Source organism: Streptomyces sp. NPDC059003 (assembly GCF_042740445.1).
Classification (GTDB): domain Bacteria; phylum Actinomycetota; class Actinomycetes; order Streptomycetales; family Streptomycetaceae; genus Streptomyces.
Genome location: NZ_JBHYJH010000013.1, coordinates 64250 through 90939, shown reverse-complemented (window position 1 = coordinate 90939; position 26690 = coordinate 64250). Strand labels below are relative to the sequence as shown.

21 protein-coding genes, 2 pseudogenes and 1 CRISPR repeat array are annotated in these 26690 nt (G+C 73.5%); of the genes and pseudogenes, 13 read left to right on the top strand and 10 right to left on the bottom strand.

All coding sequences use genetic code 11. The features are described 5' to 3' along the window. The first annotated feature begins 98 nt into the window (after positions 1 to 98). From ACFWZ5_RS08715 to ACFWZ5_RS08700, 4 genes are all read left to right on the top strand, one after another. Positions 99 to 2042, top strand: coding sequence for a hypothetical protein (locus ACFWZ5_RS08715; RefSeq protein ID WP_384806837.1), 1944 nt, complete (start codon positions 99 to 101; stop codon positions 2040 to 2042). A gap of 274 nt (positions 2043 to 2316) precedes the next feature. Further along, positions 2317 to 3231: a metal-dependent hydrolase gene (locus tag ACFWZ5_RS08710; protein WP_384806050.1), complete on the top strand. Its 915-nt coding sequence runs from the start codon at positions 2317 to 2319 to the stop codon at positions 3229 to 3231. Between the two features lies 1 nt (position 3232). Next, on the top strand, positions 3233 to 4327 hold the full coding sequence (locus tag ACFWZ5_RS08705) for a PDR/VanB family oxidoreductase (protein ID WP_384806052.1): 1095 nt from the start codon (positions 3233 to 3235) through the stop codon (positions 4325 to 4327). Positions 4328 to 4402: 75 nt separating this feature from the next. Next, a complete protein-coding gene (locus tag ACFWZ5_RS08700) occupies positions 4403 to 5116 on the top strand; it encodes a TetR/AcrR family transcriptional regulator (protein ID WP_384806054.1) in 714 nt (237 codons plus the stop codon). A gap of 9 nt (positions 5117 to 5125) precedes the next feature. Here the strand turns inward: ACFWZ5_RS08700 and ACFWZ5_RS08695 are convergent, their stop codons facing one another. The 3 genes and pseudogenes from ACFWZ5_RS08695 to ACFWZ5_RS08685 all read right to left on the bottom strand — a co-directional run. After that, on the bottom strand, positions 5126 to 5485 hold the full coding sequence (locus tag ACFWZ5_RS08695; protein ID WP_384806056.1) for a 5-carboxymethyl-2-hydroxymuconate Delta-isomerase: 360 nt from the start codon (positions 5483 to 5485) through the stop codon (positions 5126 to 5128). 100 nt (positions 5486 to 5585) lie between these two features. After that, a pseudogene (locus ACFWZ5_RS08690) lies at positions 5586 to 6431 on the bottom strand (PP2C family protein-serine/threonine phosphatase); the annotation flags it as partial. 1119 nt (positions 6432 to 7550) lie between these two features. Further along, positions 7551 to 7949 (bottom strand): annotated as a pseudogene (locus ACFWZ5_RS08685) (response regulator); the annotation flags it as partial. A gap of 294 nt (positions 7950 to 8243) precedes the next feature. On the opposite strand from ACFWZ5_RS08685, the gene ACFWZ5_RS08680 reads away from it, so the two are divergent. From ACFWZ5_RS08680 to ACFWZ5_RS08670, 3 genes are all read left to right on the top strand, one after another. Further along, complete coding sequence (locus ACFWZ5_RS08680) at positions 8244 to 9911, top strand: glycoside hydrolase family 13 protein (RefSeq protein ID WP_384800725.1); 1668 nt, start codon at positions 8244 to 8246, stop codon at positions 9909 to 9911. A gap of 25 nt (positions 9912 to 9936) precedes the next feature. Beyond that, entirely contained in the window at positions 9937 to 10986 is a 1050-nt protein-coding gene (locus tag ACFWZ5_RS08675) for a LacI family DNA-binding transcriptional regulator (protein WP_384800722.1), read from the top strand. A gap of 104 nt (positions 10987 to 11090) precedes the next feature. Next, on the top strand, positions 11091 to 11963 hold the full coding sequence (locus ACFWZ5_RS08670; RefSeq protein ID WP_384800720.1) for a phosphatase PAP2 family protein: 873 nt from the start codon (positions 11091 to 11093) through the stop codon (positions 11961 to 11963). A gap of 571 nt (positions 11964 to 12534) precedes the next feature. Here the strand turns inward: ACFWZ5_RS08670 and ACFWZ5_RS08665 are convergent. Continuing rightward, a complete protein-coding gene (locus tag ACFWZ5_RS08665; RefSeq protein ID WP_384800717.1) occupies positions 12535 to 15588 on the bottom strand; it encodes a bifunctional [glutamine synthetase] adenylyltransferase/[glutamine synthetase]-adenylyl-L-tyrosine phosphorylase in 3054 nt (1017 codons plus the stop codon). Positions 15589 to 15794: 206 nt separating this feature from the next. On the opposite strand from ACFWZ5_RS08665, the gene ACFWZ5_RS08660 reads away from it, so the two are divergent. Beyond that, positions 15795 to 16217: a VOC family protein gene (locus tag ACFWZ5_RS08660; RefSeq protein WP_384800714.1), complete on the top strand. Its 423-nt coding sequence runs from the start codon at positions 15795 to 15797 to the stop codon at positions 16215 to 16217. On the opposite strand, the gene aac(3) is transcribed toward ACFWZ5_RS08660, so the two are convergent. Continuing rightward, positions 16138 to 17058 (bottom strand): aminoglycoside 3-N-acetyltransferase, encoded by a 921-nt coding sequence (gene aac(3) / locus ACFWZ5_RS08655; RefSeq protein WP_384800711.1) that lies wholly within the window; start codon positions 17056 to 17058, stop codon positions 16138 to 16140. The genes ACFWZ5_RS08660 and aac(3) overlap by 80 nt on opposite strands. Before the next feature lie 151 nt (positions 17059 to 17209). Here aac(3) and ACFWZ5_RS08650 point away from each other — a divergent pair, with 151 nt between their 5' ends. Together ACFWZ5_RS08650 and ACFWZ5_RS08645 are read left to right on the top strand one after the other, a co-directional pair. After that, positions 17210 to 18067 (top strand): Scr1 family TA system antitoxin-like transcriptional regulator, encoded by an 858-nt coding sequence (locus tag ACFWZ5_RS08650; protein ID WP_384800708.1) that lies wholly within the window; start codon positions 17210 to 17212, stop codon positions 18065 to 18067. Beyond that, positions 18064 to 18273 (top strand): DUF397 domain-containing protein, encoded by a 210-nt coding sequence (locus tag ACFWZ5_RS08645; RefSeq protein ID WP_384800705.1) that lies wholly within the window; start codon positions 18064 to 18066, stop codon positions 18271 to 18273. The genes ACFWZ5_RS08650 and ACFWZ5_RS08645 overlap by 4 nt, the downstream gene beginning before the upstream one ends. A gap of 82 nt (positions 18274 to 18355) precedes the next feature. Continuing rightward, a CRISPR array of direct repeats spans positions 18356 to 19241; the repeat unit is 29 nt; unit sequence GTGGTCCCCGCAGGCGCGGGGGTGGTCCC. A gap of 137 nt (positions 19242 to 19378) precedes the next feature. Here the strand turns inward: ACFWZ5_RS08645 and ACFWZ5_RS08640 are convergent. Together ACFWZ5_RS08640 and ACFWZ5_RS08635 are read right to left on the bottom strand one after the other, a co-directional pair. After that, a complete protein-coding gene (locus ACFWZ5_RS08640) occupies positions 19379 to 19852 on the bottom strand; it encodes a hypothetical protein (protein WP_384800702.1) in 474 nt (157 codons plus the stop codon). Positions 19853 to 19947: 95 nt separating this feature from the next. Beyond that, on the bottom strand, positions 19948 to 21309 hold the full coding sequence (locus tag ACFWZ5_RS08635) for a glutamine synthetase family protein (protein WP_384800731.1): 1362 nt from the start codon (positions 21307 to 21309) through the stop codon (positions 19948 to 19950). A 256-nt stretch (positions 21310 to 21565) separates the two neighbouring features. On the opposite strand from ACFWZ5_RS08635, the gene ACFWZ5_RS08630 reads away from it, so the two are divergent. Beyond that, positions 21566 to 22849, top strand: a complete 1284-nt coding sequence (locus ACFWZ5_RS08630) for a globin domain-containing protein (RefSeq protein WP_384800699.1) — start codon at positions 21566 to 21568, stop codon at positions 22847 to 22849. Here the strand turns inward: ACFWZ5_RS08630 and ACFWZ5_RS08625 are convergent. Further along, a complete protein-coding gene (locus ACFWZ5_RS08625) occupies positions 22744 to 23199 on the bottom strand; it encodes an Rrf2 family transcriptional regulator (RefSeq protein WP_384800696.1) in 456 nt (151 codons plus the stop codon). The two genes, ACFWZ5_RS08630 and ACFWZ5_RS08625, sit on opposite strands and share 106 nt — an antisense overlap. Positions 23200 to 23514: 315 nt before the next feature. Between ACFWZ5_RS08625 and ACFWZ5_RS08620 the strand changes: the two genes are divergently transcribed. Beyond that, on the top strand, positions 23515 to 24186 hold the full coding sequence (locus tag ACFWZ5_RS08620; protein ID WP_384800693.1) for a DUF3105 domain-containing protein: 672 nt from the start codon (positions 23515 to 23517) through the stop codon (positions 24184 to 24186). Between the two features lie 7 nt (positions 24187 to 24193). After that, positions 24194 to 24835, top strand: a complete 642-nt coding sequence (locus tag ACFWZ5_RS08615; RefSeq protein WP_384800690.1) for a DUF305 domain-containing protein — start codon at positions 24194 to 24196, stop codon at positions 24833 to 24835. A gap of 212 nt (positions 24836 to 25047) precedes the next feature. On the opposite strand, the gene ACFWZ5_RS08610 is transcribed toward ACFWZ5_RS08615, so the two are convergent. Further along, the gene (locus ACFWZ5_RS08610; RefSeq protein ID WP_384805235.1) at positions 25048 to 25497 is read right to left on the bottom strand and encodes a DUF5990 family protein; all 450 of its coding nucleotides are present in this window, start codon (positions 25495 to 25497) and stop codon (positions 25048 to 25050) included. A 50-nt stretch (positions 25498 to 25547) separates the two neighbouring features. Further along, a complete protein-coding gene (locus ACFWZ5_RS08605; RefSeq protein WP_384805245.1) occupies positions 25548 to 26519 on the bottom strand; it encodes a hydroxyacid dehydrogenase in 972 nt (323 codons plus the stop codon). Positions 26520 to 26690 lie beyond the last annotated feature (171 nt).

Here is a 26690-nt window from a genome sequence, read left to right as displayed (position 1 = left end):
GATAAAAGGGGGTCCAGGGGGCGGAGCCCCCTGGTTTCGGGAAGGGGCGTCCCACCAGCGTGAAGTGACCGCGGAACGATTCGCTCGTTCTGCTGAACGTGTCGTCATCGCCGTCCACGCAGTCCTCGAAGCAGTCCTCCCAAGCCGCCGCGCGGACCGGTTCCAGCGCGCCCGTCATCGACGTGGAGCAGGCCGAGGCCGCCCTCGTCGAGCACTACCCGCGCCTGGTCCGCCTCGCCTACCTGGTGCTCCCGCCGGGCCTCGGCCGCAGCCGCCGCGTCCTGACCGCGCACGCGCTCGTCCAGCGCGCGCTGCCCCGCGGCCGCGCGGCCACCGGGGCCGTGCCGGACCAGCGCAGGGCGGGCGGGGGCCGGGGCGCCGACCCCGGCTTCGCGTACGTACGCTGCCACGTCCTGCGCAGCGCCCTCGACGCGGGCCTGCCGCTCAAGCGCCGGGCGTGGCCCAAGCGCGCCCAACTGCCGCCGCTGCTGCCGCAGGTGTGGGGCCTGCGCCTGTTCCCGCGCTCCGGCGGGGCCGACGAACTCGCCCTCGACCAGCGCCTCGCGACCCTGACCGGGCCCGCCCGCGCCGCGTACGCGCTGCGCGGCCTCGAACGGCTCACGGACGACGAGGTGCGCCGCGCCCTCGCCGCCGCCGGGACCGACGAGGACGAGATCGACGCCGCGCTCAGCGACGCCGACGGCGTCACCGCCCCGGCGACGCTGCTCGAATCGCCCGAGTTCGACCCGTGCTCGCTCCAGGCGCGGCCCACCGACCTGATGCGGCGCAGGCAGCACCTGCGGGCCGCCGCCGTCGCGGCGGCCGCCGCGCTCGTGTGCGGGGCGCTGCTCGGCATGCCGGGCGACGGCTGGGGCCCGGACGGCGCGGCGGCACCCCCGTACGCGAAGAACCCCGCGGCCGAGGCCGCGCTCGACCCCGCCAAGCTGACGCGGGTCGCGCCCGCCGCCTGGAAGCGGGCGACGCGGCACGACTTCTCCGCGTGGCCCGCGCGCGGTGAACTCGCCGACGACCAGGCCCTGTTGCGCCGCGCCCTCGCGGTGTGGGCGCGGCCCGGCGAGTCCGTGCGCGTGTCGGCGACGCCCGGCACGGCCGCGGGGGCGCCGCCCGGGCCCGCGCAGCTGCTGTTCGCCGGGGAGGTCGACGGGGCGCGCGTCGCCCTGTTCCACGACGGGCTCCGCATCGTGCGGTACGCCGAGCCGAAGGGCGGCACCAGCGGCGCCGCACTCGACCTCGCGCGCGTCGACGGCGCGAGCGACGCCGAGGCCGGGGCCGTCGTCCTCGGCCGGTCCGACGGCAACGTCCGCTATCTGACGGCGCCTTGGGTACGGGGGGTCGCGGTGCGCGACCTCCTCAAGCCGTCCGCCGGCGCCACGCCGCTGCGGCGCACCGCCGACGGCGTCACCGCCCCGTTCGCCAGCCCCGCCGTCGCCCAGGAGTGCCGCGTCTGGAACGCGCTCCAGCTCCGCGACGGTACGGGGGCCGCGGGGCTCACCACCGACCTCGGCGAGCTCACGCCCGCGCGCCTCACGTCCGGGCGGCCGGGCGCCGCGCGTGCCGCCGCGCCCGGCGACTGGGCCAGGACCGCCTGCTCCCTCGCCGCCGCGCGGTCCAACGGGGTGCGGTCCGTGAACGCCTGGGGCTACGCGCGCCAGGACCTGCCCGACGGGACCGGTGGCGCGGCGTGGGTCTGCACGCGGGCCGAGACGTGGCGCGGGGGTGGGGCGCGGGTGCTCGCCCAGTTCCTCACGCCTGGATCGGGGCCCGGTGCGGTGGCCGCCAAGGCGGACGGTGGGGCGGCTTGTGGGGTGCGGGAGCCGCGGGTGCTTGCGGGTGTGCTGTGGAAGTCCCGTGCCGGGGGCTGGTATCTGCTTGCCGCGGGCAGCGAGGACGTGACGTCGATCAAGGCGTCCGGCCACGATGCGGTACCCGGCTCGACCCTCGCTGTCCCCACGAAGCGCGGCGCACGCCATGCCGTAAAGGCCCACCTAGCCAACGGCACACAACTCCCCACGCTCCACTGACCTGCCCCCTGGGGGCTCCGCGGCCTGCCCTCAAACGCCGGGCAGGCTGATTCCCCCACCCACCCGCCCTTCCACTGGGGCTGTCGCCCCAGACCCCCCGCAAATATCAGCCCGTCCGGCGTTTGAGGACGAGGCGCGGAGCGCCGATAAAAGCGGGGGTGCTAGGGGGCGCAGCCCCCTAGTTCGGGAAGGGGCGGGTCTGGGGCGCACCCGCGAGGGAAAAGGCGTGCACGGACCCTGTACCCCAAGAGCTACCCACGCGTACATTGACGCCATGTCTAATACGAAGGCCCGGCTCCCCAAGACCGTCGCCTCCGAGCACATACCGCTCAAGGCCCGCAACGTCTCCTTCTCCTGGGAGAACACCCCCCTCCACTGGCTCCCGGGAGACCCCTTCACCACGCACACCATCAACGTCCTGCACCTCCTCCTCCCCGCAGGCGAACGCTGGTTCGTGCACGTCTACAAGCAGGTCCTGCCGCACATCCACGACGAGCACCTGCGCAAGGACGTCGTGGGGTTCATCGGCCAGGAGGCCATGCACGCGCAGGCGCACGACGAGGTCCTGCCGCACCTGCGCGAGCAGGGCCTTGACCCCACCCCGTACACCGCACAGGTCGACTGGCTCTTCGAGAAGCTCCTCGGCGACCGCACCCTGCCCCCGGGCAGGCCCCGCCACTGGTGGCTGATGGAGCGCGTCGCGATGATCGCGGCGATCGAGCACTACACGGCCTTCCTCGGCAACTGGGTGCTCAACGCCCAGGAGTTGGACCGCCGCGGCGCCGACCCCACCATGCTCGACCTGCTGCGCTGGCACGGCGCGGAGGAGGTCGAGCACCGCTCCGTGGCGTTCGACCTGTTCATGCACGTCGACGGCGGGTACCGCCGCCGGGTCCGCACCTGGGCCACCGCGTTCACGGCCCTGATGTTCCTGTGGCAGCGCGGCGCCCGCTTCTTCATGGAGAACGACCCGACGCTCGTCGACGGCAAGGCCACGTTCCGGGACTTCCACCGCGGCGGCCGCGCGGGCACGCTCCCGAGCACCGGCGCGATGCTGCGCTCCATCCCCCGCTACCTCAGCCGCGACTACCACCCCTCGCAGGAGGGCAGCACCGCCCAGGCCGTCGCCTATCTCGCCTCGTCCCCCGCGGCCCTGGCCGCCGAGACCCGCGCGAACGGAGCCGCCTGAGATGCCGTCGCCCCGTCTCCGTACCGCCCGCACCGTCCTCCTCGTCACCGGCGCCGCGCTGCTCGCCCGCGGGACCCGGCGCGCGCTGCGCCGCCGCATCGACGCCTCGCCGCTGTGGCCGCTGCCCGCCCTGGACGAGCCGGTCTCGGGGCGGCCGCGCTCGCGGGCGCTGCGCCTGCGCGTCGCCCGGCACGAGCCGGTCGCCGACGGCGTCGTCCAACTGCGCCTGGAGGGCGACCGGTTGCCGCCCTGGGAGCCGGGCGCGCATCTCGACGTCGTACTGCCGTCGGGGCTCGTACGGCAGTACTCGCTGTGCGGCGACCCCGAGGACACGTCGTCGTACACCGTCGCCACCCGCCTCATCAGCCCGCGGGACGGCGGTCGCGGCGGGTCGCGCGAAGTGCACGAGCGGCTGCGCGAGGGCGCGGAGGTCGAGGTGCGCGGGCCGCGCAACCGGTTCCCGCTGGCCGCGGACGCCGCCGCGTACGTCTTCGTCGCGGGCGGCATCGGGATCACCCCGATCCTGCCGATGGTGCGTGCGGTCGAGGCCGCGGGCGCCGAGTGGCGGCTGCTGTACTGCGGGCGTACGCGGGCGTCCCTGCCGTTCCTGGAGGACCTGGCGAAGCTCGACCGGGCCGGCGGGCGGCTCACCGTCGTCACCGAGGACGAGAGCGGGCGCCCGGACGTCGCGGGCTTCCTCGCCGACGCCGCGCCCGGCACCGCGGTGCAGGTGTGCGGGCCCGAGGGCCTCATGGACGCGGTCGCCGACGCCCTGCCCGAGGGCTGCACCCTGCACCTGGAGCGGTTCGCGCCCCGCACCTCCGCCGACGGCGCCACGGCCTTCGAGGTCGAACTGCGCCGCAGCAAGCGCACGGTGGCCGTCGGCACGGACACCACCGTCCTCGCGGCCGTGCGCGCGGAGCTGCCGAACACCCCGTACTCCTGCGAGCAGGGGTTCTGCGGCACCTGCCAACAGCGCGTCCTGGAGGGCGAGATCGACCACCGCGACGAACTGCTCACCGACGGCGAGCGGGCCGACTCCATGCTCATCTGCGTGTCCCGTGCACGCAGTCCGCGGATCGTGCTCGATCTCTAGGGCATTCCGGGCGTGCGCGAACAGGCGGAGCGGGGGCGTCCGTTCACGGCCTGATCGGATCGGTAGAGTGTTCGCATGACTACCGGGATGCGCCGCAGGATGGGCGTCGAAGAGCGGCGGCAGCAGCTGATCGGGGTCGCGCTCGAGCTGTTCAGCCACCGCTCTCCCGACGACGTGTCCATCGACGAGATAGCGTCGGCCGCGGGCATCTCGCGGCCGCTCGTCTACCACTACTTCCCGGGCAAGCTCAGCCTCTACGAGGCGGCCCTGAAGCGCGCCGCCGACGAGCTCGCCGAGCGGTTCGTGGAGCCGCACGACGGGCCGCTCGGGGCGCGCCTGCTGCGGGTGACGGGCCGGTTCCTCGGCTTCGTCGACGAGCACGGGCCCGGCTTCTCCGCGCTGATGCGCGGCGGCCCCGCCATCGGCTCGACGGCCTCCTCGACCACGAACGCGCTGATCGACTCGGTGCGGCAGGCCGCGTACGACCAGATCCTCGCGCACCTCGGCATCACGGAGCCGCCCGCCCGGCTCGCACTGGTCGTGCGCTCCTGGATCTCGCTCGCCGAGTCCACGGCGCTCATCTGGCTGGACGGCCGCCGCATCCCGCGCGCCGAGCTCGAAGTCCAACTCGTGCACGACTTCGCGGCGTTGGCGGCGGTGAGCGCCGCGTACGACGACGAGATGGCGGCCCTGCTCGGCCGGGTCCTCGCCGACGAACCGTCCGACGGCCTGTTCGCGGACCTGCTCACCCGCCTGTCCGCGCTCGCGCCGCGGGCCGCGCTGTCCTAGGGCTTTGCCCTAGCCGTCGGACTCCCTGCGGTAGGAGGCGTCCAGGTCGCGCACCTCCGCCGAGACGTGCAGCGTGAGCCCCGTCCGGGGCTTCACATGGGCGCGTACGAGGCCGGTCACGGCGGCCGTCAGACGTGCCTTGAGCTCGTCCGTGCGGCCGGGGAGCAGACCGATCAGGACGTGCACCACCGCGTGCCCTTCCGGGTCGCCGCCCACCACCGTCGCCTCCGTCCGCACGAAGCGGGTCTTGCAGGTGTCCGGGGGAACGGCCGTCTCCTCGACGAGCAGCGGGTGCAGGGCGAGCGCGAAGCCCCGCCGGTCGAAGGAGTCGGCGAGCGGCTCGGAGTAGTCGACGGTGATCTGCGGCATGGGGTGCCCCCTCCTGCGTACGGATGTGCTGATCCGGCGTACGGATGTACTGATCACCCTGTCCCGGGGCGGCCGGTCCGCGCAAGATCCCCCGGGCGCGCTAGCCGCTGGTCAGGCGCAGCGCCAAGAGGGCGATGTCGTCGTCCCGTTCGCGGCCGAAGCACTCGAAGAGCGTGTCGCACAGGGCGCGCACGCCGTGCGGGGCGCAGGCCGCCGCGGCGCGCAGGTGCTCCATCGACACCGCGAGGTCCGTGCCGCGCGTCTCGATCAGGCCGTCGGTGACCATCAGGAGCCGGTCGTCCGGCGCGAGGCGGGCCTCCACGGGCGGCGGCCGGTCGAGGCCGAGGCCGAGTAGCGGGCCGCTTGCCCTGATGTACGCGGCTCCGCCCGCGTCGCGTACCACCAGGGGCGGGATGTGGCCGGCGTTCGCGACGCGGGCGCGGCCCGACAGCGGGTCGACGAGCGCCAGGCACATGGTGGCGGTGACGTCCGGGTGGTAGCGCTGGAGCATCCGGTCGAGTCGGCGCGCGAGCGTGCCGGGGTCGGGGTCCTCCACGCCGTAGGCGCGCAGCGCGTGGCGCAGCTCCACCATCACCGTGGCCGCGTCGAGGGAGTGGCCCGCGACGTCGCCGATGCAGGCGAGGACTCCGGCGGGGGTGGACAGGGCCGCGTAGAAGTCGCCGCCGATCTCCGCCTGCCGCGAGGCCGGTTCGTAGCGGACGACGATCTCCGCGCCGGGCACGTGCGGCAGGCTGGTCGGCAGGAAGCCGTGCTGGAGCGTGAGGGCGACGTGGCGCTCCTTCTCGTACATCAACAGCTGCTCCGCGACGCGTGCGGTGGCGTGGGCGAGGCGCCCGAGGTCGGTGGCGCAGTCCCGCGCGTACGCCGCGGTGGCCAGGCACAGGGGGGCGCGCCCCTCGCGGGTGCGGGCGAGCGCCAGCAGGGCGCCGCCGTCCCCGACCCACCCGCCCACCGTGCCGCCGTGGTCCGTCCCGCCTCCGAAGAGCCGCGCCCCGGCCGCCGCGTGGGCCTCGACGGCGGCGCAGGGGTCGGTGGCGGCGCGCGTGTCGACGGCCGTGCGCGTGTCGGCGGCCGTGCGCGCTTCGGCGGCGGCACGCGCTTCGGCGGCGGCGCGCGCTTCGGCGCCCCTGCGGGCTGCAGCGTCACTTTCGGCTCCGGCGTCGCTCCAAGCTTCAACGTCCCTGCGAGCTCCGGCGCTGCTTTGGGCTTCGGCGTCGCTTTGGGCTTCGGCGTCGCTTCGGGCTTCGGCGTCGCTCCAGGCTTCGGTGTCACTTCGGGCTTCGGCGTCGCTTTGGGCTTCGGCGTCGCCTCGGGCTTCGGTGTCCCTGCGAGGTCCGGCGTCACTGCGGGCTTCGGCGACCGTGCGCGTGTCAGCGATCGCGTGCCCGTCGGCGGCCGCGTGCCCGTCGGCGGCCGCGTGCGCCTCGTCGGACCGCTGCCCGGGGGCCCCGTCCGGCCGCTGCCCGCGTACCTCACCGGACCGGGGCCCGCGTACCTCGCCGGGCCGCTGCCCGCGTACCTCGCCGGACCCCTGCCCGAGGGCCTCGCTGGGCCGGGTCCCCGAGCCCACCGCCCGCTGCCCGAAGTCCCCTGCGCCACCACCACCCCCGGCGTCCCGCGCAGCCGTCCGGTCCCCCCGCCCGGTGCCCGCGGCGCCGCCCCCGAGGCCGTGCGCGGGACCGAGGAAGCCCGGTGGCCACACCGGCGCCGGAATCACCGTGGTGTGCACGCCCGTCCTGCCGGACATCAGGCGCCACATCAGCCGGGCCACGGTCTCGTCGGCGTCCGGGCCGGGCACGGCCGCGGCCGTGCGGCGGCGGGAAAGGCCGCGGTGTATCTCGCCCTCCTCACCGAGGAGGAACGCCGCGGCGGGCGCCCCCGCGAGCCGGGCCGCGTGGGCGGCCGCCGCCTCGACCAGTTCGCGCGGGGAACCCGCCGACTGCACGTCGAGGACCGCCTCCGCGAGGAGCGCGAGCCGGTCCGCGCGGGTCGCGGCGTCGCTGCGGTGCCGGGCGCCCCGGGCGGCGGCGCGGACCACCGCCTGGATCTCCTCCGGCTCCGCGGGCACGGCCAGATACGCCTCGCCGCCCGCGTCGAGCCCCCGGCACCGGTCGGCGGAGCCGTGCGCGGCGGCGGAGAAGTGGACGACGGGCAGGCCCGCGGTCGTCGGCGACTCCTTCAGGCGGCGGCACAGGTCGTAGCCGCTCATGTCGGGCAGGCCGACGTCGACGAGCGCCACGTCCGGCAGCTCGCCCGCGCGCAGCCGCACGCCCAGTTCGCTCAGCGCCTCCCCCGCGCTCGCGGCGAGGACGACCTCGTGTCCGGCGCGGCGCAGCACGGCGCCCAGCGCGTACAGGCTCGCCGGCACGTCGTCGACGACCAGGACCGTGGTGGCCCCCGGCCCGGCCTCGTCCCGGCCCTTGTCGTTGTCCTTGACGCCCACGTGGTCAGCCCCTCGGAGCGGCAGACGGTAGCGCGGGCCCCCTCGGCTCGCCCGTCCACGCTAGCGTCCTAACACACCCCCGGGGAGTGCCTGTTGCCGTCGGGTCCCTGAACGGTGGACATCGCCGGACCTGCCGCGTACGAGGGCGAATTGCCGCTAGGATCCGCTCCCCGTCCTCCCCCGCCCTCGTGACCAACGCACCCCCGCGAGCGTTCACCACCGTGTCCGGCTCCCCGGCGCGACGCCGCGCGGAGCCGCAGGCGACCCCCGTACCGGCAAGGGACTCAAGGCTCCATGACCCAGCACAGCACCGACGTCGCTGACGGCCCCGCGAACGCGCCCGCGCGCACCGACTGGTGGCGCGACGCGGTCATCTACCAGGTCTATCCGCGCAGCTTCGCCGACTCCGACGGCGACGGCATGGGCGACCTGCCGGGCGTCACGGCCCGGCTCCCCCATCTGCGGCGGCTCGGCGTGGACGCCGTGTGGCTCTCCCCGTTCTACGCGTCCCCGCAGGCCGACGCCGGGTACGACGTCGCCGACTACCGCGCGGTCGACCCCGTGTTCGGCACGCTCGCCGACGCCGACGACCTCGTACGGACCGCGCACGGCCTCGGCCTGCGGGTGATCGTCGACATCGTGCCCAACCACTGCTCCCACCGGCACGAGTGGTTCCGCCGCGCCGTCGCCGACGGGCCCGCGTCGCCCTTCCGCGAGCGGTTCCACTTCCGCCCGGGCCGCGGCGCGGACGGCGAACTGCCGCCCAACGACTGGGAGTCGGTGTTCGGCGGCCCCGCGTGGACACGCACCGCCGACGGCGCGTGGTACCTGCATCTCTTCGCGCCCGAGCAGCCCGACTTCAACTGGGAACACCCCGCGGTGCACGAGGAGTTCCGCTCCGTGCTGCGGTTCTGGCTCGACCTCGGCGTCGACGGCTTCCGCGTCGACGTCGCGCACGGCCTGGTCAAGGCCGCGGGCCTGCCCGACGTCGGCCACGGCGAGCAGGTCAAGCTGCTCGGCGCGCGGCCCGTGCCGTACTTCGACCAGGACGGCGTGCACGCGATCTACCGGGACTGGCGTGCGCTGCTCGACGCGTACGAGGGCGAGCGCGTCGCCGTCGCCGAGGCGTGGACGCCCACGGTGGAGCGCAGCGCCCTGTACCTGCGCCCGGACGAGCTGCACCAGGCGTTCAACTTCGCCTATCTGACGACGGGCTGGGACGCCGACGCGCTGCGCGCGGTGATCGACCGCTCCCTGGCCGCCATGAACTCCGTGGGCGCGCCCGCGACCTGGGTCCTGTCCAACCACGACGTCGTCCGGCACACGACGCGCCTGGCCGACGGCGCGGGACCGGCCCTCGGGCTGCGCCGGGCGCGCGCGGCGACGCTGCTGATGCTGGCCCTGCCGGGCTCGGCGTATCTCTACCAGGGTGAGGAGCTGGGGCTTCCGGAGGTCACGGACCTGCCCGACGAGGTGCGTCAGGACCCGGCGTTCTTCCGCGGCTCGGGGCAGGAGGGCACGCGGGACGGGTGCCGGGTGCCGCTGCCGTGGTCGGGTGTGCGGCCCCCCTTCGGCTTCGGGCCTGTCGAGGGCGGTCCGAGCTGGCTGCCGCAGCCCGCCGACTGGAAGGACCTCACGGTCGAGGCCCAGGAGGGCGACCCGGGCTCGACGCTCTCCCTGTACCGCGCCGCGCTCGCGCTGCGCCGCTCCCATCCGGCGCTCGGCGCGGGCGACGCCGTGCAGTGGCTTCCGGCCCCGCCGGGCGTCCTGGCGTTCCGCCGCGCCGCCGGCGGCCGCTCCCTGGTCGTCACCGTGAACCTCACACCGGAGCCGGTCACGCTCCCGGCGCCGGGCGAGCCGCTGCTGTGCAGCGCCAACTCCGGCGCGCCCGCCGCCGACTTGGCCGTCACCGCGTCCGGTGCCGTCCTGCCGCCGGACACGACAGCCTGGTGGGCAGCGTGAGACACGACCGGTACAGTCCAATCCTGTGACCGCGCGACTGACCGACATCGCAGCCCAGGCGGGGGTCAGCGAGGCGACCGTGAGCCGGGTCCTGAACGGCAAACCGGGCGTCGCCGCGGCCACCCGCCAGTCCGTCCTTGCCGCGCTCGACGTCCTCGGCTACGAACGCCCGGTACGCCTGCGCCGGCGCAGCGCGGGCCTCGTCGGCCTGATCACGCCGGAGCTGGAGAACCCGATATTCCCCGCGCTCGCCCAGGTGATCGGGCAGGCCCTGACCCGGCAGGGGTATACGCCGGTCCTGGCCACGCAGACGCCCGGCGGGTCCACGGAGGACGAGCTCACCGAGATGCTCGTGGACCGGGGCGTCGCGGGCATCATCTTCGTGTCCGGTCTGCACGCGGACACCACGGCGGACACGCAGCGTTACGAGCAGCTGCGCGCGCAGGGCGTCCCGTTCGTCCTCGTCGACGGCTTCTCGCCGCACGTGCGGGCGCCGTTCATCTCGCCCGACGACCGCGCGGCGATGCGCCTCGCGGTCACGCATCTCACCTCGCTCGGCCACACCCGCATCGGGCTCGCGCTCGGGCCGCGGCGGTTCGTGCCCGTACAGCGGAAGATCGAGGGCTTCACGCGCACCATGCGCGAGCGCCTCCAGCTGGCGCCCGACGCCGTCGAGGCCGAGCTCGTCGAGCACTCCCTGTACACGCTCGAAGGCGGACAGGCGGCGACGTCCGCGCTGATCGACCGGGGCTGCACCGCCGTCGTCTGCGCCAGCGACATGATGGCGCTCGGCGCGATACGGGCCGCGCGGGAGCGGGGCCTCGAAGTCCCGGACGACATCTCCGTCGTCGGCTTCGACGACTCGGTCCTCATCGCCTTCACCGATCCGCCCCTGACGACGATCCGCAAGCCGGTGCCCGCGATGGGCCAGGCCGCCGTCCGGACCCTCCTGGAGGAGATCGGCGGGACGCCCGCGCCGCACAGCGAGTTCGTCTTCATGCCGGAGCTGGTCGTACGCGGATCCACCGCGATGTCTCCCGACGGGCGCCGCGCCGACCCATCGGACAGGCCCTAGGGAAGGGGCCTGAAGTGCCTCGTCCCTGAGGTGTAGGGAATGCGCCGGGAACCCATCGGGGGGATGATCTGAGGAGAGGTGGGTATCTGGCAGACTCTGTGCCTATGGGTGAGATGACTGTGACGACACTGGAAGGCCGCCAAAGGCCCACCACATCACCCATCGCGGGCGAGGAAGACGACCGCTTTGGGCGGAAATTCGTCCGACGGCTGCGCACCCCGCGGCGGCCCCGGCTCTGGTTCGAGATCCTGCTGATCGCGGTGAGTTACTGGACGTACTCACTGATCCGCAACGCCGTGCCGGAGCAGAAGGCGGAGGCGCTGCGCAACGCCGACTGGATCTGGGACGTCGAGAACAGCCTCGGCCTGGCCGTGGAGCGCTCCGTCAACCACGCCGTCGATTCGGTGACATGGCTCATCGTCGGCATGAACTACTACTACGCGACGCTGCACTTCATCGTCACGCTCGGTGTCCTGGTGTGGCTCTACCGCAGTCATCCCGGGCGGTACGCGGCCACGCGGCTCGTCCTCTTCGCGACCACCGCGGTGGCGCTGCTCGGCTACTACCTCTACCCCCTGGCGCCGCCGCGGCTGATGCCCGGCGGGGACTTCATCGACACGGTCGTCGTGCACAACACCTGGGGGTCCATGGCCTCCGGCGACCTGAAGAACATGTCGAACCAGTACGCCGCGATGCCGTCCATGCACATCGGCTGGTCGCTGTGGTGCGGTCTGACCATCTTCGCCCTGGCCTCCGTGCCCTGGGCCAAGGTCCTCGGGCTCCTCTACCCCCTCGCCACGCTCGTCGTGATCGTCGCCACGGCGAATCACTTCTGGCTGGACGCGGTGGGCGGTGTGATCTGCCTGACGTTCGGCTACGCGGTGGCCCGCCTCTGGTACGGCAAGCTCCCCTACGCCCTCCCCCAACTCCCCGCGGACCCGTCACCCCCACGCACAAGGCCCCTCACAAAGGCCTGACCCACCCGCCCGCCCTTCTCCGGTGCTGCCGCCCCGGCCCCCGCCATTGCGTATGGGGCTTCGCCCCTTTCCCCCTTCATCGCCGCTTCGCGGCTCGTCCTCAAGCGCCGGACGGGCTGGATATCCCCGCCCCCCGGAGGGGGCGGGTGGGCGGGGAGAAGCGAGCGCGCAGCGCGAAGCCACCTCAGCGACGCACGACGGCCGGACGCGCCGGACGCTGGGGGCGGGGCGCGCAGCGCGGCGTGGGGGCCGGGGCGGTAGCCCCCGGGGAAGGTCGAGTGCGCGGCGCGGTGTGGCGGTCGGGGCGGTAGCCCTCGGGAGAGGGTGAGTGTGCAGCGCGGTGGGTGGCCTGATGCGGCGGGGGCCGGGGCGGCAGCACCGGAGAAGGGCGGGCGGGTGGGTGGGGTAATAGCCTGCCCGGCGTTTGAGGGCGAGGCGCGGAGCGCCGATGAGGGGGGAAAGGGGCGCAGCCCCAGCCGTACGCGGGGGCTGGGGCCGGGGTCACAGGGAAGGGCGGGTGGGTGGGGAGAGACAGGGCGTTCCCGGGACCGGGAGGTAGGGGGCGGCTGGGCTACCCGCCATAGAAGCGGTGTTCGACCACCGCCCGCGCCCGCCGCGTAACCCGCCGGTAGTCGTCCAGCATCTGCCCCACCTGCCCCGCGTGATACCCCAGGTAACGCCCCACCGCCGCCAGCTCACGCCCGTCGGACGGAAACGTGTCGCCCGCGCGCCCCCGTACCAGCATCACCGCATTGCGCACCCGCGTCGCGAGGACCCACGCCTCGTCGAGGACGGCCGCGTCCTCCGCCGGAAGGAGGTCGGCCGCGCACGCGGCGGCGAGGGCCTCGCGCGTACGGGTCGTGCGCAGGCCCGGCTCGGCCCACCCGTGCTGGAGCTGGAGGAGCTGGACGGTCCACTCGACGTCGGAGAGGCCACCGCGGCCGAGCTTGGTGTGCAGCGTGGGATCGGCCCCGCGCGGCAGGCGCTCGGACTCCATGCGGGCCTTGAGCCGGCGGATCTCCCGGACGGCGTCGTCGCCGAGCCCTTCGGCGGGGTAGCGCAGCGGGTCGACGAGGTCGACGAAGGCCCGCCCGAGGTCGGCGTCGCCCGCGACGGGCTCGGCCCGCAGCAGGGCCTGGGACTCCCAGACGAGGGACCACCGGCGGTAGTACGCCTCGTACGACTTGAGGGTGCGCACCAGGGGCCCGCTCTTGCCCTCGGGCCGCAGGTCCGCGTCGATGAGGAGGGGCGGGTCGGCGCTGGGCAGCTGGAGCAGGCGCCGCATCTCGGCGACCACCTTGGCGGCGGCCCGCGCCGCTTCCTGCTCGTCGGCGCCCTCGCGGGGCTCGTGCACGAAGACGACGTCGGCGTCGGAGCCGTAGCCGAGTTCGCGGCCGCCGAAGCGGCCCATGCCGATGACGGCGAAGCGGGTCGGCAGGGTGTCGCCCCAGCCGTCGCGGACGACCGCGCGCAGCGTGCCCGCGACGGTGGCGGCGGTGAGGTCGGACACGGCGGTGCCCACGCGGTCCACCAGCGCGCCGACGTCCGTTTCGACGGGGCTGCCCTCGGTGCCGTACGAGGCGACGATGTCGGCGGCGGCCGTACGGAACAGCTCGCGCCGCCGCACGCCGCGCGCCGCCGTGACCGCCTGCTCGGCGCCGTCGGCACGGCCCACGGCGGCGAGGACCTCCTGCTCCAGGTGGGCGCGGCCGCGCGGTTCGAGCCCGCGTTCGTCGCCGAGCAGGGCGACGGCCTCGGGGGCGCGCAGGAGCAGGTCGGGGGCGAGGCGCCCGGCGGAGAGGACCCGGGCGAGGTTCTCCGCGGCGGCGCCCTCGTCGCGCAGGAGGCGCAGGTACCAGGGGGTCTTGCCGAGCGCGTCGGACACCTTGCGGAAGCCGAGGAGGCCCGCGTCCGGGTCGGCGGAGTCGGCGAACCAGCCGAGGAGGACGGGCAGGAGCGTGCGCTGGATGGCCGCCTTGCGGGTCACGCCGGACGCGAGGGCCTCCAGGTGGCGCAGGGCCGAGCTCGGGTCGGCGTAGCCGAGGGCGACCAGGCGCTCGCGGGCCGCCGCGGTGCTCAGCCGGGCCTCCACGGGGGCGAGTTGGGCGACGGCGTCGAGGAGCGGGCGGTAGAAGAGCTTCTCGTGCAGGCGGCGGACGACGGTCGTGTGCCGCTTCCAGGCGCGGTTCAGCTCGGTGATGGGTTCGGTGCGCATGCCGAGGGAGCGGCCGAGGCGGCGCAGGTCGGCGTCGTCCTCGGGCACCAGGTGCGTGCGGCGCAGCCGGTACAGCTGGATGCGGTGCTCCAGGGAGCGCAGGAAGCGGTACGCGTCGTCGAGCTGGGTGGCGTCCACGCGGCCCACGTAGCCGCCCGCGGCGAGGGCGGCGAGCGCGTCGAGGGTGGTGCCGCTGCGCAGCGAGGCGTCGGCGCGGCCGTGCACCAACTGCAGGAGCTGTACGGCGAATTCGACGTCGCGCAGGCCGCCGGGGCCGAGCTTCAGCTCGCGGTCGACCTCGCCCGCGGGGATGGTGGCGACGACGCGGCGGCGCATCTTCTGGACGTCGGCGACGAAGTTCTCGCGCTCGGCGGCCTGCCACACGAGGGGCGCGACGGCGGCGACGTACTCCTCGCCGAGCTCGAGGTCGCCGGCGACGGGCCGCGCCTTGAGCAGCGCCTGGAACTCCCAGGTCTTCGCCCAGCGCTGGTAGTACGCGAGGTGCGAGGAGAGGGTGCGCACGAGCGGGCCGTTGCGGCCCTCGGGGCGCAGGTTCGCGTCGACCGGCCAGATGGTGCCCTCGACGGTGGTGTCGGAGCAGATCCGCATCAGGTGCGAGGCGAGCCGGGTCGCGGCCCGCAGCGCCTTGTCCTCGTCGGTGCCGTCGGCGGCCTCGGCCACGAAGATCACGTCGACGTCGGAGACGTAGTTCAGCTCGTGGCCGCCGCACTTGCCCATGGCGATCACCGCGAGGCGGCACGCGGCGGCGTCGGCGGGCTCGGCGGCGCGGGCCATGGCGAGCGCGGCGCGCAGCGTCGCCGTGGCGAGGTCGGCGAGCTCGGCCGCGGTCTCGGCGACGTCGGTGGTGCCGCACACGTCGCGGGCGGCGATGGACAGCAGGCAGCGGCGGTAGGCGACGCGCAGCGAGACGGGGTCGGCGGCCTCGGCGAGGCCGCGCTCGAACTCCTCGACGCCCGGGTGCAGATCGGCCGCCTCGTACGTGACCAGGGCCCGCCAGTCGCGCGGGTGCCGGGCGAGGTGGTCGGCGAGCGCCTCGGACGCGCCGAGCACGCCGAGCAGCCGGTCCCGCAGGGGCTTGGAGCTGATCAGCGTGTCGAGCAGCTCGCGCCGTGCGGTGTCGGCGTCGGCGGTTCCGGTGCCGGCGGTTCCGGTGCCGGCGGTTCCGGTGCCGGTGTCCGCGTGGGCCTGTGCCTCGACGAGGCGGACGAGGCCGCGCAGCGCGAGGTCCGGGTCGGCGGCGGCGCCGAGCGCGTCCAGGAGCACCGGGTCGGTGCGGACCGCGTCGAGCTCGGGCGCGGCGAGGAGCCGTTCGGCGGCGGACGGGTCGGTGAACCCGTGTCGCAGCAGCCGCGTGAACGTACTGCTCCTGCGCCCCTGCGGCAGCGTCATCCCCGCGCCTTTCGCTCGCCTGTTCCTGGGCCCGAGCCTACCTACGCCTGGCGTGGGCGCCTTGTGCCGTGTTCCGTATGGGGCTTCGCCCCTTTCCCCCTTTCGGCGCTCCGCGCCTCGTCCTCAAACTCCCCCAAGCTCTTAAGGAGCAGGGGGTACCCCCTCGACGGGCTGTACTCCCTGCTCCCGTCTGTTTGGATGCGGGCATGGACTACACCCTCGAAGTGATCGGCGTGCCCGTCAGTGACCTCGACCGGGCCAAGGACTTCTACGAGAACAAGTGCGGCTTCCATGTCGACATCGACGCGGAGGTCATGCCGGGCGTGCGGCTGCTCCAGCTCACGCCGCCCGGGTCCGGCTGTTCGATCATGCTCTCCACCGCCATCTGGGAGACCACGCCGGGCCCGACCCCGCAGCCCGGCTCCTACCAGGGCCTGCAGCTGTGCGTCGCCGACATCAAGCAGGCGCACGCCGAGCTGACCGCCCGCGGCCTGGACGTCTCCGAGCCGGTCCAGTACGCGGAGCAGGACGGCGGCACGTTCATGTACTTCACGGACCCGGACGGCAACGGCTGGTCGGTCCAGGAGTACCGGGTGCGGGCGACGACGCCGCTGCGGGAGGCCATCTGAGCTTCTCCTCCATCCAGGCCACGCCGAAGTCGACGACGTCCCGGGCCTCGAACAGGAAGCTCTCGGCCGCCCCGACGAGCCCCCGCTCCCCCTTGCCCGTGGCCAGCAGGTCGCGGCCGATGACCTCGAACGGCCAGACGCCGTCCGGCACCACGCCGGAGTAGTCGAAGGCGCCGTCCGCCGAGTCGATGTCGTGGAAGCGCCGCCAGACGCGCTCGCCGTGCTCCAGTACGGGCTGTTCGTAGTCCACGAACCGCTTGCCCGGGGCGTCGGCAAGCGCCTCGGCGTGGTGAAGGAGCGTGAGCGAGTCCAGCGGGGCGCCGAGCAGCAGGACGCGGCCGCCCCGTGCGACGAGCCGGGCCAGCGGGCTGTCAGGCCCGTGCGGGTCGTCCCACGGGTGGTCGGCCATCAGCGCCTCGGCGTCGGCTCCGAGGGCCGCGAAGCTGGCGTCGGGGTGGCGGCTGCGCACGGCTCCCGGCCAGCGGCGCAGCGCCTCCGGCAGGCGGCCGTTGTTGTGGTCGGCCTCGCTCAGCTCCGGGTCGTACGCCGGATGCTCGGCACGTACGGTGTCCTGCCACTCCTCGGGCCAGTCGGTGCTCCACTCGTACGGCGGCGCGTCGTTCCAGCCGCAGGTCACCATGAGCGTGCCGCGCTCCCCCACGACGTCGCCGAGCGCCCCGATGACCGTCTGCGGCCCGCCCGCCACGTACCCGACGGCGGACATCTGGGTGTGGAACATGACGACGTCCCCGTCGGCGAGGCCGAGCGCCCGCAGGTCACGCGCGAGCCGCCCCCGGGTCACGGGCCCGCCGGACCGCTTCAGCAGTGCCATTTCGTCCATGCCCCGAAGCATTCCGCCCCCCGTTGCCGGGCCACCACTACTTTTTTCCAGCCTCTGTCCCACGCTTGTCCGCTCTTGTCCCGGCTGTCCGGGTGACCTCCCGGCGCGGGAGCCCGTTGGACATGGACGACATGGCGGAGGTGGGACGCACATGGACACGACGGCGACGGACAGCGCGGACGAACCGGGCTGGGACGTGGACCCCGACGACGAGATCGCGTCAGCGGTCGAGGCACTCGGGCAACAGCAGAAGAGGTGGCGCGAGGCGGCCGGTCTTACGGTGCCCGAGTTCGCGACGGTCATGGGCTACGGGGAGGACCTGGTACGGAAGGTCGAGCGCGGGGCGCGCATCCCGCGCCCCGAGTACCTGGACAAGGCGGAGGAGGTCCTGGAGGCCAGGGGCTTCATCACCGCGATGAAGGGCCAGATGGCCAAGGCGCGGTACCCGAAGAAGGTACGGGCGTTGGCGAAGCTGGAGGAGCGGGCGGTCGAGTTCTCGCTGTACAGCAACCACAACATCCATGGGCTGTTGCAGACACCGGAGTACGCAGAGGCTCTGTTCAGGGTGCGACGGCCTGCGCTGTCGCAAGACAGGTTCGAGCAGGCGATGGCCTCCCGCATGGATCGGCAATCGATCTTCGAGCGCTCACCCGCTCCCGAGCTCAGCTTTGTCCAGGAAGAGGTGACGCTACGGCGCCCCATCGGAGGGAAGATGACACTACGCCGACAGCTCGAACGCCTCCTGGAGGTAGGGCAGTTGCAGAACGTCGAGTTCCAGATCATGCCGACTGAGCACGAAGGGCACCCTGGAATGAGCGGTCTGGTCGAGGTGCTGAAGTTCGCAGACGGTACGGCTATGGGGCGCTCCGATGGGGCGTTCAACGGCCGTCCGGTATCTGATCCGAAGCAGCTCCGCGTCCTTGAGCTGCGGTATGGAATCATCCGTGCTCAGGCTCTTTCACCACGGGAGTCTCTGGCCTTCATTGAGCAAGCGCTGGGAGAGACATGACCGCCAAAGCCTCTGTCGGGGACGCGACCAACCTGGTGTGGTTCAAGAGCAGTTACAGCAGCAGCAGCGAGCCCGACGACTGCGTCGAAGTCGCGACTACCCCCGGCACGGTCCACATCCGTGACTCCAAGAACACCACCGGCCCCCACCTGATATTCGCCAGATCCACCTGGACCGACTTCCTGACCCACGCCTCCGAACGCTGACCCGTCGGCCAGGGACGAAATGCCCGTTTCCTTGGAAGTAAGCAAAACCGAGGACCTGCGGCGCTAACGTGCCTGGTCGGCTCGTGTGGTCCCCGCAGGCGCGGGGGTGGTCCCGTCGGCATCGGCTGCCGGGCCTCCCGCACCGTGTGGTCCCCGCAGGCGCGGGGGTGGTCCCCGTCTGGATATTGTGCTAGTGGGCCCATACACGTGGTCCCCGCAGGCGCGGGGGTGGTCCCCACGGCCAGGGCCTGACCCGCGTGGACTGGGGGTGGTCCCCGCAGGCGCGGGGGTGGTCCCGCGTCTACCATGTTGGCGTGCTCGGTTGACGGGTGGTCCCCGCAGGCGCGGGGGTGGTCCCCCGGCGGCGTGCAGGTCCTGCGTCCGCTCCCGGTGGTCCCCGCAGGCGCGGGGGTGGTCCCCATCTGAACGCCCAGCGCAGGCCCCACACGAGGTGGTCCCCGCAGGCGCGGGGGTGGTCCCGGGGACTGGAAGCAGTCGGGCCGGGCGATGAAGTGGTCCCCGCAGGCGCGGGGGTGGTCCCCGTGCTCGGTAGAGGCGAGCGTCCCGCACTACGTGGTCCCCGCAGGCGCGGGGGTGGTCCCCAGTCGGGCACGCCCCTCATGACCTGTGCCTTGTGGTCCCCGCAGGCGCGGGGGTGGTCCCGTCGGCTACAACGGTCCGAAGATGCCGAGGCGGTGGTCCCCGCAGGCGCGGGGGTGGTCCCTCGGCCGTCCCCGCGGGTGCGGCCGCCGCGACGTGGTCCCCGCAGGCGCGGGGGTGGTCCCGCCCTCCCGGCCGAACTGCCCGCCGACGACCAGTGGTCCCCGCAGGCGCGGTGGTGGTCCCCGGGAGCCGAGACCGCCGCGGCGCAGGTACTCGTGGTCCCCGCAGGCGCGGGGATGGTCCCCATCTGGTGCGGCTGCGCGGCTACCGCATCGCGTGGTCCCCGCGCCCGCGGGGCTGGCCCCGCCCGAATGAGCTGCCGGAGCGCCGCCGGAGTGCCGTCTCGTCCGCGCCCGCAGCGGCAGCCGCATGGCACGGGCGAGCGGCAACTCATCCACCCGCAACCGGCGTTCGACGAACCCGGGAAAACCAGCCGCCGCGCTCAGCGGTCCGTCGCCGCCCCGACGGGCTCGCCGACGATGCGGGTGGCGAGCTCGGCCGCCAGGCGCTCCGCGTCCCGCTCCAGTTCGGCCCGCGCGGCGGCGTACTCGGTGGCTATGCGCGCGGACTCCGCGGCCGCGGTCTCCTCCCGCTCGCGCAGCCCCGCGGCGCGGGCGGCGCGGATCGCCTCGACGCCCTCCTCCGCCGCGCGCTGCCGTATGCGGGCGGCGTCGTGGCGGGCGTCGGCGAGAAGGTCCTCGCGGGCGGCGCGCAGCCGCGCCGCCTCGGCGAGGGTCTCCTCGGCCTCATGGGAGCGCCCCTCCGTCAGCCGCTCGCGCTCGGCCAGCGTCCGGGTGAGGCGGGGCAGCAGCACACCGGCGAAGGTCCAGAAGACCACGGCGAACAGCACGGCCCCGACCAGCAGGTCGGCACCGCGCGGCTTGAGGGGACCGATGTCGAGCGCGAGGATGTACATACCTCACGATCTTCCCGCCCCCACCCCCGTACGAACACGCTTTCGAGTCATTCCCTGGCTGAAACCCACCCGAGGCACGCCCCCGCCCGCTGCCGCTACAGCACCGGCAGGTTCTTCCGCAGCTCGAACGCCGTGACCTCGGAGCGGTACTCCTCCCACTCCTGCTTCTTGTTCCGCAGGAAGAAGTCGTAGACGTGCTCGCCGAGCGTCTCGGCGACCAGTTCGGAGCGCTCCATGAGGTGGATGGCCTCGCCCAGGTTCTGCGGGAGCGGTTCGATGCCCATCGCGCGGCGTTCGGCGTCGGAGAGGGCCCAGACGTCGTCGTCGGCGCCCGGCGGGAGTTCGTAGCCCTCCTCGATGCCCTTGAGGCCCGCGGCCAGCAGGACCGCGTACGTCAGATACGGATTCGCGCCGGAGTCGATGGAGCGGACCTCGACGCGGGCGGAGCCGGTCTTGCCGGGCTTGTACATGGGCACGCGGATGAGCGCGGAGCGGTTGTTGTGGCCCCAGCAGATGTACGAGGGGGCCTCGCCGCCGGCGCCCGCGGTGCGCTCGGAGCCGCCCCAGATGCGCTTGTAGGAGTTGACCCACTGGTTGGTGACCGCGGAGATCTCGGCGGCGTGCTTCAGCAGGCCCGCGATGAAGGAGCGGCCGACCTTGGAGAGCTGGTACTCGGCGCCCGACTCGTAGAAGGCGTTGCGGTCGCCCTCGAAGAGGGAGAGGTGCGTGTGCATGCCCGAGCCGGGGTGCTCGGAGAACGGCTTCGGCATGAAGGTCGCCTGCACGCCCTGCTCCAGGGCGACCTGCTTCATGACCAGGCGGAACGTCATGATGTTGTCGGCCGTGGAGAGCGCGTCGGCGTACCGCAGGTCGATCTCCTGCTGGCCCGGGGCACCCTCGTGGTGGCTGAACTCGACCGAGATGCCCATGGATTCGAGCATCGTGATGGCCTGGCGGCGGAAGTCCATGCCCACGTTCTGCGGGGTGTGGTCGAAGTAGCCGCTGTTGTCGGCGGGCGTGGGCCGCGAGCCGTCCGTCGGCTTGTCCTTGAGCAGGAAGAACTCGATCTCGGGGTGGGTGTAGAAGGTGAACCCGAGGTCGGAGGTCTTGGCGAGGGCGCGCTTCAGTACGTAGCGCGGGTCCGCGAAGGACGGGGAGCCGTCCGGCATCAGGATGTCGCAGAACATACGGGCCGTGCCGGGGGCCTCCGCGCGCCAGGGCAGCACCTGGAAGGTGCCGGGGTCCGGCTTGGCGATCATGTCGGACTCGTAGACGCGGGCGAAGCCCTCGATGGCCGAGCCGTCGAAGCCGATGCCCTCGTCGAAGGCCTGCTCCAGCTCGGCGGGGGCGACCGCGACCGACTTCAGGAAGCCGAGTACGTCCGTGAACCACAGGCGCACGAACCGGATGTCGCGCTCCTCCAGAGTGCGGAGCACGAACTCCTGCTGCTTGTCCATCTCGACTTCCACCCATCCTTGCTGGTCGGAACCGGCTGCTCCCAAGCCATGGGACGTCGCCCCGGCACATGAGCATCCCACCACACGGTTTCGTGCGCGTTGCGGCCGCTCATCGCCCATACTGCACGGTCGCCCGAGGGCGGTGACAGCGGCGTCGGACCACTCCTTTAAAGTGGCATCTCAGATGCAAGTTATAGCGGGCCGGGAGACCGGCTCCGCGAGCGCCGGGACCCCGGGTCCCGCGAGAGGAGGCACCTTGCTGTCCGAGCAGTCCGCCGCCACCGTCCGCGCCACGCTGCCCGCCGTCGGCGCGGCGATCGAGGACATCACCGCGCGCTTCTACGAGCGGCTCTTCGCCGAGCACCCGGAGCTCCTGCGGGACCTCTTCAACCGCGGCAACCAGGCCGCGGGCACCCAGCGCCAGGCCCTCGCCGGCTCCATCGCCGCCTTCGCCACCCACCTGGTGGCGCACCCGGACGACCGGCCCGACGTCATGCTGGCCCGCATCGCCCACAAGCACGCCTCGCTCGGCGTCACGCCCGGCCAGTACGAGACCGTCCACCGCCACCTCTTCGCGGCCATCGCCGAGGTGCTCGGCGACGCCATCACGCCCGAGGTCGCGGCGGCCTGGAGCGAGGTCTACTGGCTGATGGCGAACGCCCTCATCGCGATCGAGCGGCGCCTTTACGCCGAGCGGGGCATCCTCGCGGGCGCGACCGCGCTGACCGAGTGGGAGGTGGTGGAGCGCGTCGAGGAGACGGCGGACGTCGCCACCTTCCGGCTGCGCCCGGCCGACGGCTCACCCGCGCCCGCCTTCCGCGCGGGCCAGTACGTGTCCGTGCAGGTGGAGCTCGCGGACGGGGCCCGGCAGATCCGCCAGTACAGCCTGTCGGGGGCGCCCGGCGGCGACGTACGGCAGATCAGCGTCAAGCGGGTCCGCGGCGCCGCGCCCGACCCCGACGGCGAGGTCTCCGCCCACCTGCACGCGCACGTGCGCGCGGGCGACCGCCTTCGCGTCTCCCCTGCGTACGGCGACCTCGTCCTGGACGACCGGACGGACCTGCCCCTGCTGCTCGCCTCCGCGGGCATCGGCGTCACCCCGATGGTCGCGATGCTCGAACAGCTCGCGGGCGCCGGGCACCGGGGCCCGGTCACCGTCGTGCACGGCGACCGCTCCCCCGCCGACCACGCGCTGCACGCCGACCACCTCGCGTACACGGGCAAGCTCCCGGACGCCACGGCCCACTTCTGGTACGAGCACCCGGAGCCGGGGGCCGCCCGCGGCCTGGAGGGGGCCGGCCGCGCGGGCCTGGTCGACCTCTCCGTGGTGCCGGTGGCGCCCGGCACGCGCGCGTACCTGTGCGGCCCGCTGCCCTTCATGAAGGCGGTGCGCTCCCAGCTCCTGGCCAAGGGGGTCGCGCCCGCCGACATCCACTACGAGGTCTTCGGCCCCGACCTGTGGCTCGCGAGCCCGAGCAGCAGCGGCCCGGTCGGCGAGGCCACGATGTCCTCGACGGTCACCGGGTCCAGCGCGGCGTAGAACGCCTCCTGCGCCCGGCGCAGCGCGCCCCTGAGGCGGCACCCGGAGTTCAGCGGGCACGGCGTCGCGCCCTCGCACTCCACGACGTCCCCCGCGCCCTCGAACTCCCGCACCACCGCCCCGACGGACGCGGCCCGCCCCGCCTCCGTGAGCGCGAGCCCGCCGCCCCTGCCGCGGCGGGCCTCCACGAGCCCGAGCCGCTGCAGCCGCGCCACGACCTTCGCCGCGTGCGTGTACGGCACAGCCATGTCCGCGGCGACCTCACGGGTGGTGGGCGCGGTGCCCGCCCCCACGACGGCGAGGCGCATGAGCAGGCGCAGCGCCAGGTCGGTGGAGTGGAGAAGCCGCATGCGGCGCAGCGTAGGGAATGCGCATTCGCGGTTCAAATTCTGGGAGGCGCAGAGGGAGGCTCAGAGGGAGCGCAGGGGGAGCCCCGAGGGAGGCGGAAGCGGCGGCGGGGTGCGGGGCCGCTTCGGCTGGATCAAGACGGTGGGGCGGGCGCGGCACGTGCTGTATTTGACAGAGCGGTCTCTATTTGGCAGAGGGCCCCTTCCGCCCGGGACCGCGGAGGCTACGATCAACGCACCCGCACCGCCCAGCAGTTCGACCCATCCGATCCGTCCGTTTCCCGCAGATTCCGGCAGCTTTCCGCAGAAGGACACACCATGGGTTCCGCCAAGAAGACGAGCAGCGCCGAGCGCAAGGCCCGGATAGAGGAGATGCGGCGCGCCGAACGCGCCCGCGAGCAGCGCGCCCGCGCGCTCACCATCACCCTGAGCGCCGTCATCGTCGCCGCCCTCGGCGTCGGCGGCTACTTCCTCATCTCGCAGGCGGACGACGACTCGGACTCCAAGGGCTCGGGGGACGCCGCGGCCGTCGCCGAGTTCACCCGGACCAAGGACGGCGAGAAGGTCTGGGACGCCAAGAAGCTGGGCCGCACCCATGTGTCCGGCAAGGTGAAGTACCCGGTGACGCCCCCGGTCGGCGGCAACCACAACCAGGTGTGGATGAACTGCAACGGCGACGTCTACAACAAGGAACTCCCGAACGAGAACGCCGTGCACTCCCTCGAACACGGCTCGGTGTGGGTGACGTACAACGACCAGGCGAAGCCCGCCGATCTGAAGAAGCTCGAGGCGAAGGTGAAGAAGACGCCGTACTCGCTGATGAGCCCGGTCAAGAAGCAGAAGGAGCCGCTGCTGCTCACGGCCTGGGGCCACCAGCGGGCCGTGACGGGCGCCGACGACCCGAAGGTCAACTCCTTCTTCTCCACGTACGTCCAGGGCAAGCAGACCCCCGAGCCCGGTGCCGCGTGCACCAACGGCCTGGCGAAGTGAGGAAGCGATGAGGCGCACTGACTGGCTGATCGGCGCCGTCGCCGGGGCCGTGCTCGCCGCGGGCGGCATCACCGCCGCCGTCGCCTCCGGCGACGACTCGTCCGGCTCGGGCTCCGGCTCCCGCTCCGGCGGTACGCCGCCGGACTCCTCCGCCGACGCCGGATTCGCCCGCGACATGGCCGTGCACCACCAGCAGGCCGTCGAGATGTCCTACATCGTCCGGGACCGCACCAAGAACGAGGAAGTCCGGCGCCTCGCCTACGACATCGCCCAGACCCAGGCCAATCAGCGCGGCATGATGCTCGGCTGGCTCGACCTGTGGGAGCTGCCGAAGGTGTCCGAGGATCCGCCCATGAAGTGGATGGACATGGACGGCATGCCGTCCGCCGGGGACGGGGCCCTGATGCCGGGCATGGCCACGAACGCCCAGATGAAGCGGCTCGGCAAGCTCAACGGCCGGGCGGCCGAGGTCTACTATCTGCGCCTCATGACCGCCCACCACAAGGGTGGGATCCATATGGCGCAGGGGTGTGTGGAGCGGTGCGGGGTCGACGCCGAGCGGCGTCTTGCCGGGGGCATGGTGGAGTCACAGGAGTCGGAAGTGAAGCTGATGGGGGACATGTTGAGGGCGCGGGGGGCCAGGCCGTAGGCCTTCGCGGGGGCGCCCCAGTCCCACCCCTTCCCGAAACTAGGGGCTCCGCCCCTAGGACCCCTTCTTTCCGCGCTTCGCGCTCGTCCTCAAACGCCGGACGGGCTGAATCTTCCGGCAAGATTCAGCCCCTCCGGCGTTTGAGGAGCGGGGTCTGGGGCGGAGCCCCAGGTCGGGAAGGGGCGGGATTGGGGGCTCCGCAGCCGCGAGGACTACCCCACCCGCCACTCCACCCCCGGCGGCCGCACCCCCGCACACAACGGCATCCCCTCCCCATCCGTAAGCCCCAGCTCCCCCACCACGCGCCCCGCGCCAACCGCCTCCCCCGGCAGATCCGCGAAGAACAGCTTGGCCCGCCGGAACATGGCGAACGGGCCACCGGGCGGCAACTCCCCCCACGTCAGGTAGAAGAACCGCTCGCCCCGCTTCCCCTGCACATGCGGCCCCCGGAAGTCCGTCCCGCCGTCCGCCCCGGGGACGGCCGTCACCTCGAACTCCCACACCGCCTCGCCGGCGTCCCCCCGCACCGGCCCCTCGGGCTCACCCCCGCGCTGCACGGCCACGTGCACGTCCCGGTAGTCGCCGCACTCGGCCCCGGGCAGGTCATGCCCGACGACCCGCACAGTCAGCCGCCGCTTCTGATCACCATCGGTATCGGTCATGCGTCCATCCCAGCACGAGGGTCTGACAATCGCGGTCCGCGCGGCCGGCGTCAGGCGAGCCGCGCCAGGTCCTCCCGCCGCAGCCGCCCCAGCAACGGTTCCCCCCTGACGTACCGCTCCACCTCCCCCACCGCGTACTCGCCGAGCCTGCGCACCTCGCTGCCCTGGGCGCCCGCGATGTGCGGGGTGACGAGGACGTTCGGCAGGGTGAGCAGGGGGTGGCCGGGGGGCAGCGGCTCGGGGTCCGTGACGTCGAGGAAGGCGTCGAGGCGCCCGGACGCGCACTCGCGGGTCAGCGCTTCGGTGTCGATCAGGGAGCCGCGCGCGGTGTTGACGACGACGCCGCCGTCGGGGACGAGCTTCAGCATGTCCGCGTTCAGGAGGCCGCGGGTTTCCGGGAGTTGGGGGGCGTGGACGGTGATGATGCTGCTGGCCCGGCAGAGGTCCGGCAGGTCCACGAGGTCGGCGCCGAGCGCGGCGGCCCGGGCGGGCGTGACGTACGGGTCGGTGAGCAGCACCCGGTGCCCGGCGTCGGACGCGGCGAGCTCGGCGATGACGCGGCGGCCGATGCGCGAGGCACCGATGACGCCGATGGTGCGGGCGTCGCTCCCGGTGCGTTCGGTGAACGGCGGCCAGCGCTCGGCGTAGCGGGCGGCGGCGGTCAGGGCGCCCTTCGCGGCGAAGGTGATCGCGGCGAGGGTGTAGGCGACGACGGGGCCCGCGTTGGCGTCGGCCGCCGAGGAGACGAGGACGCCACGGCCCCATACGGCGCTCGTGACAACGGGTTTGACGGATCCGGCGGCGTGGACGACAGCGCGCAGGCGGGGCGCGTGACGAAGGACGTCGGCGGTCAGGAGCGGGCAGTCCCAGCCGGTGACCAGGATCTCGGCCTCGGCGAGGGCGGCGCGGGCGGCGGGTCCGGTGAGCTCTCCGGTGAGCGGCCCGTGCGCCAGGTCGACGCTGCGGGCGAGGCGCCGGCGCAGGTCGGGGGCGAAGACGCGGTCCACGACGTCGGCGCCCATGGCCAGCACGGTCACGGGGCCCCGGCCCCGCTCCCCCTCCACCGGTTCCCCCGGCTCCCCCAGCTGATCGGCCACGCGTCGCCACCTCTCGTAGAAAACGGTTACCCCACGGCGTCAGGAGGCTAGGCCGAGGGCGCGCAGAGGGTCAAGAGTGCCCAAGGGGCGTACGTG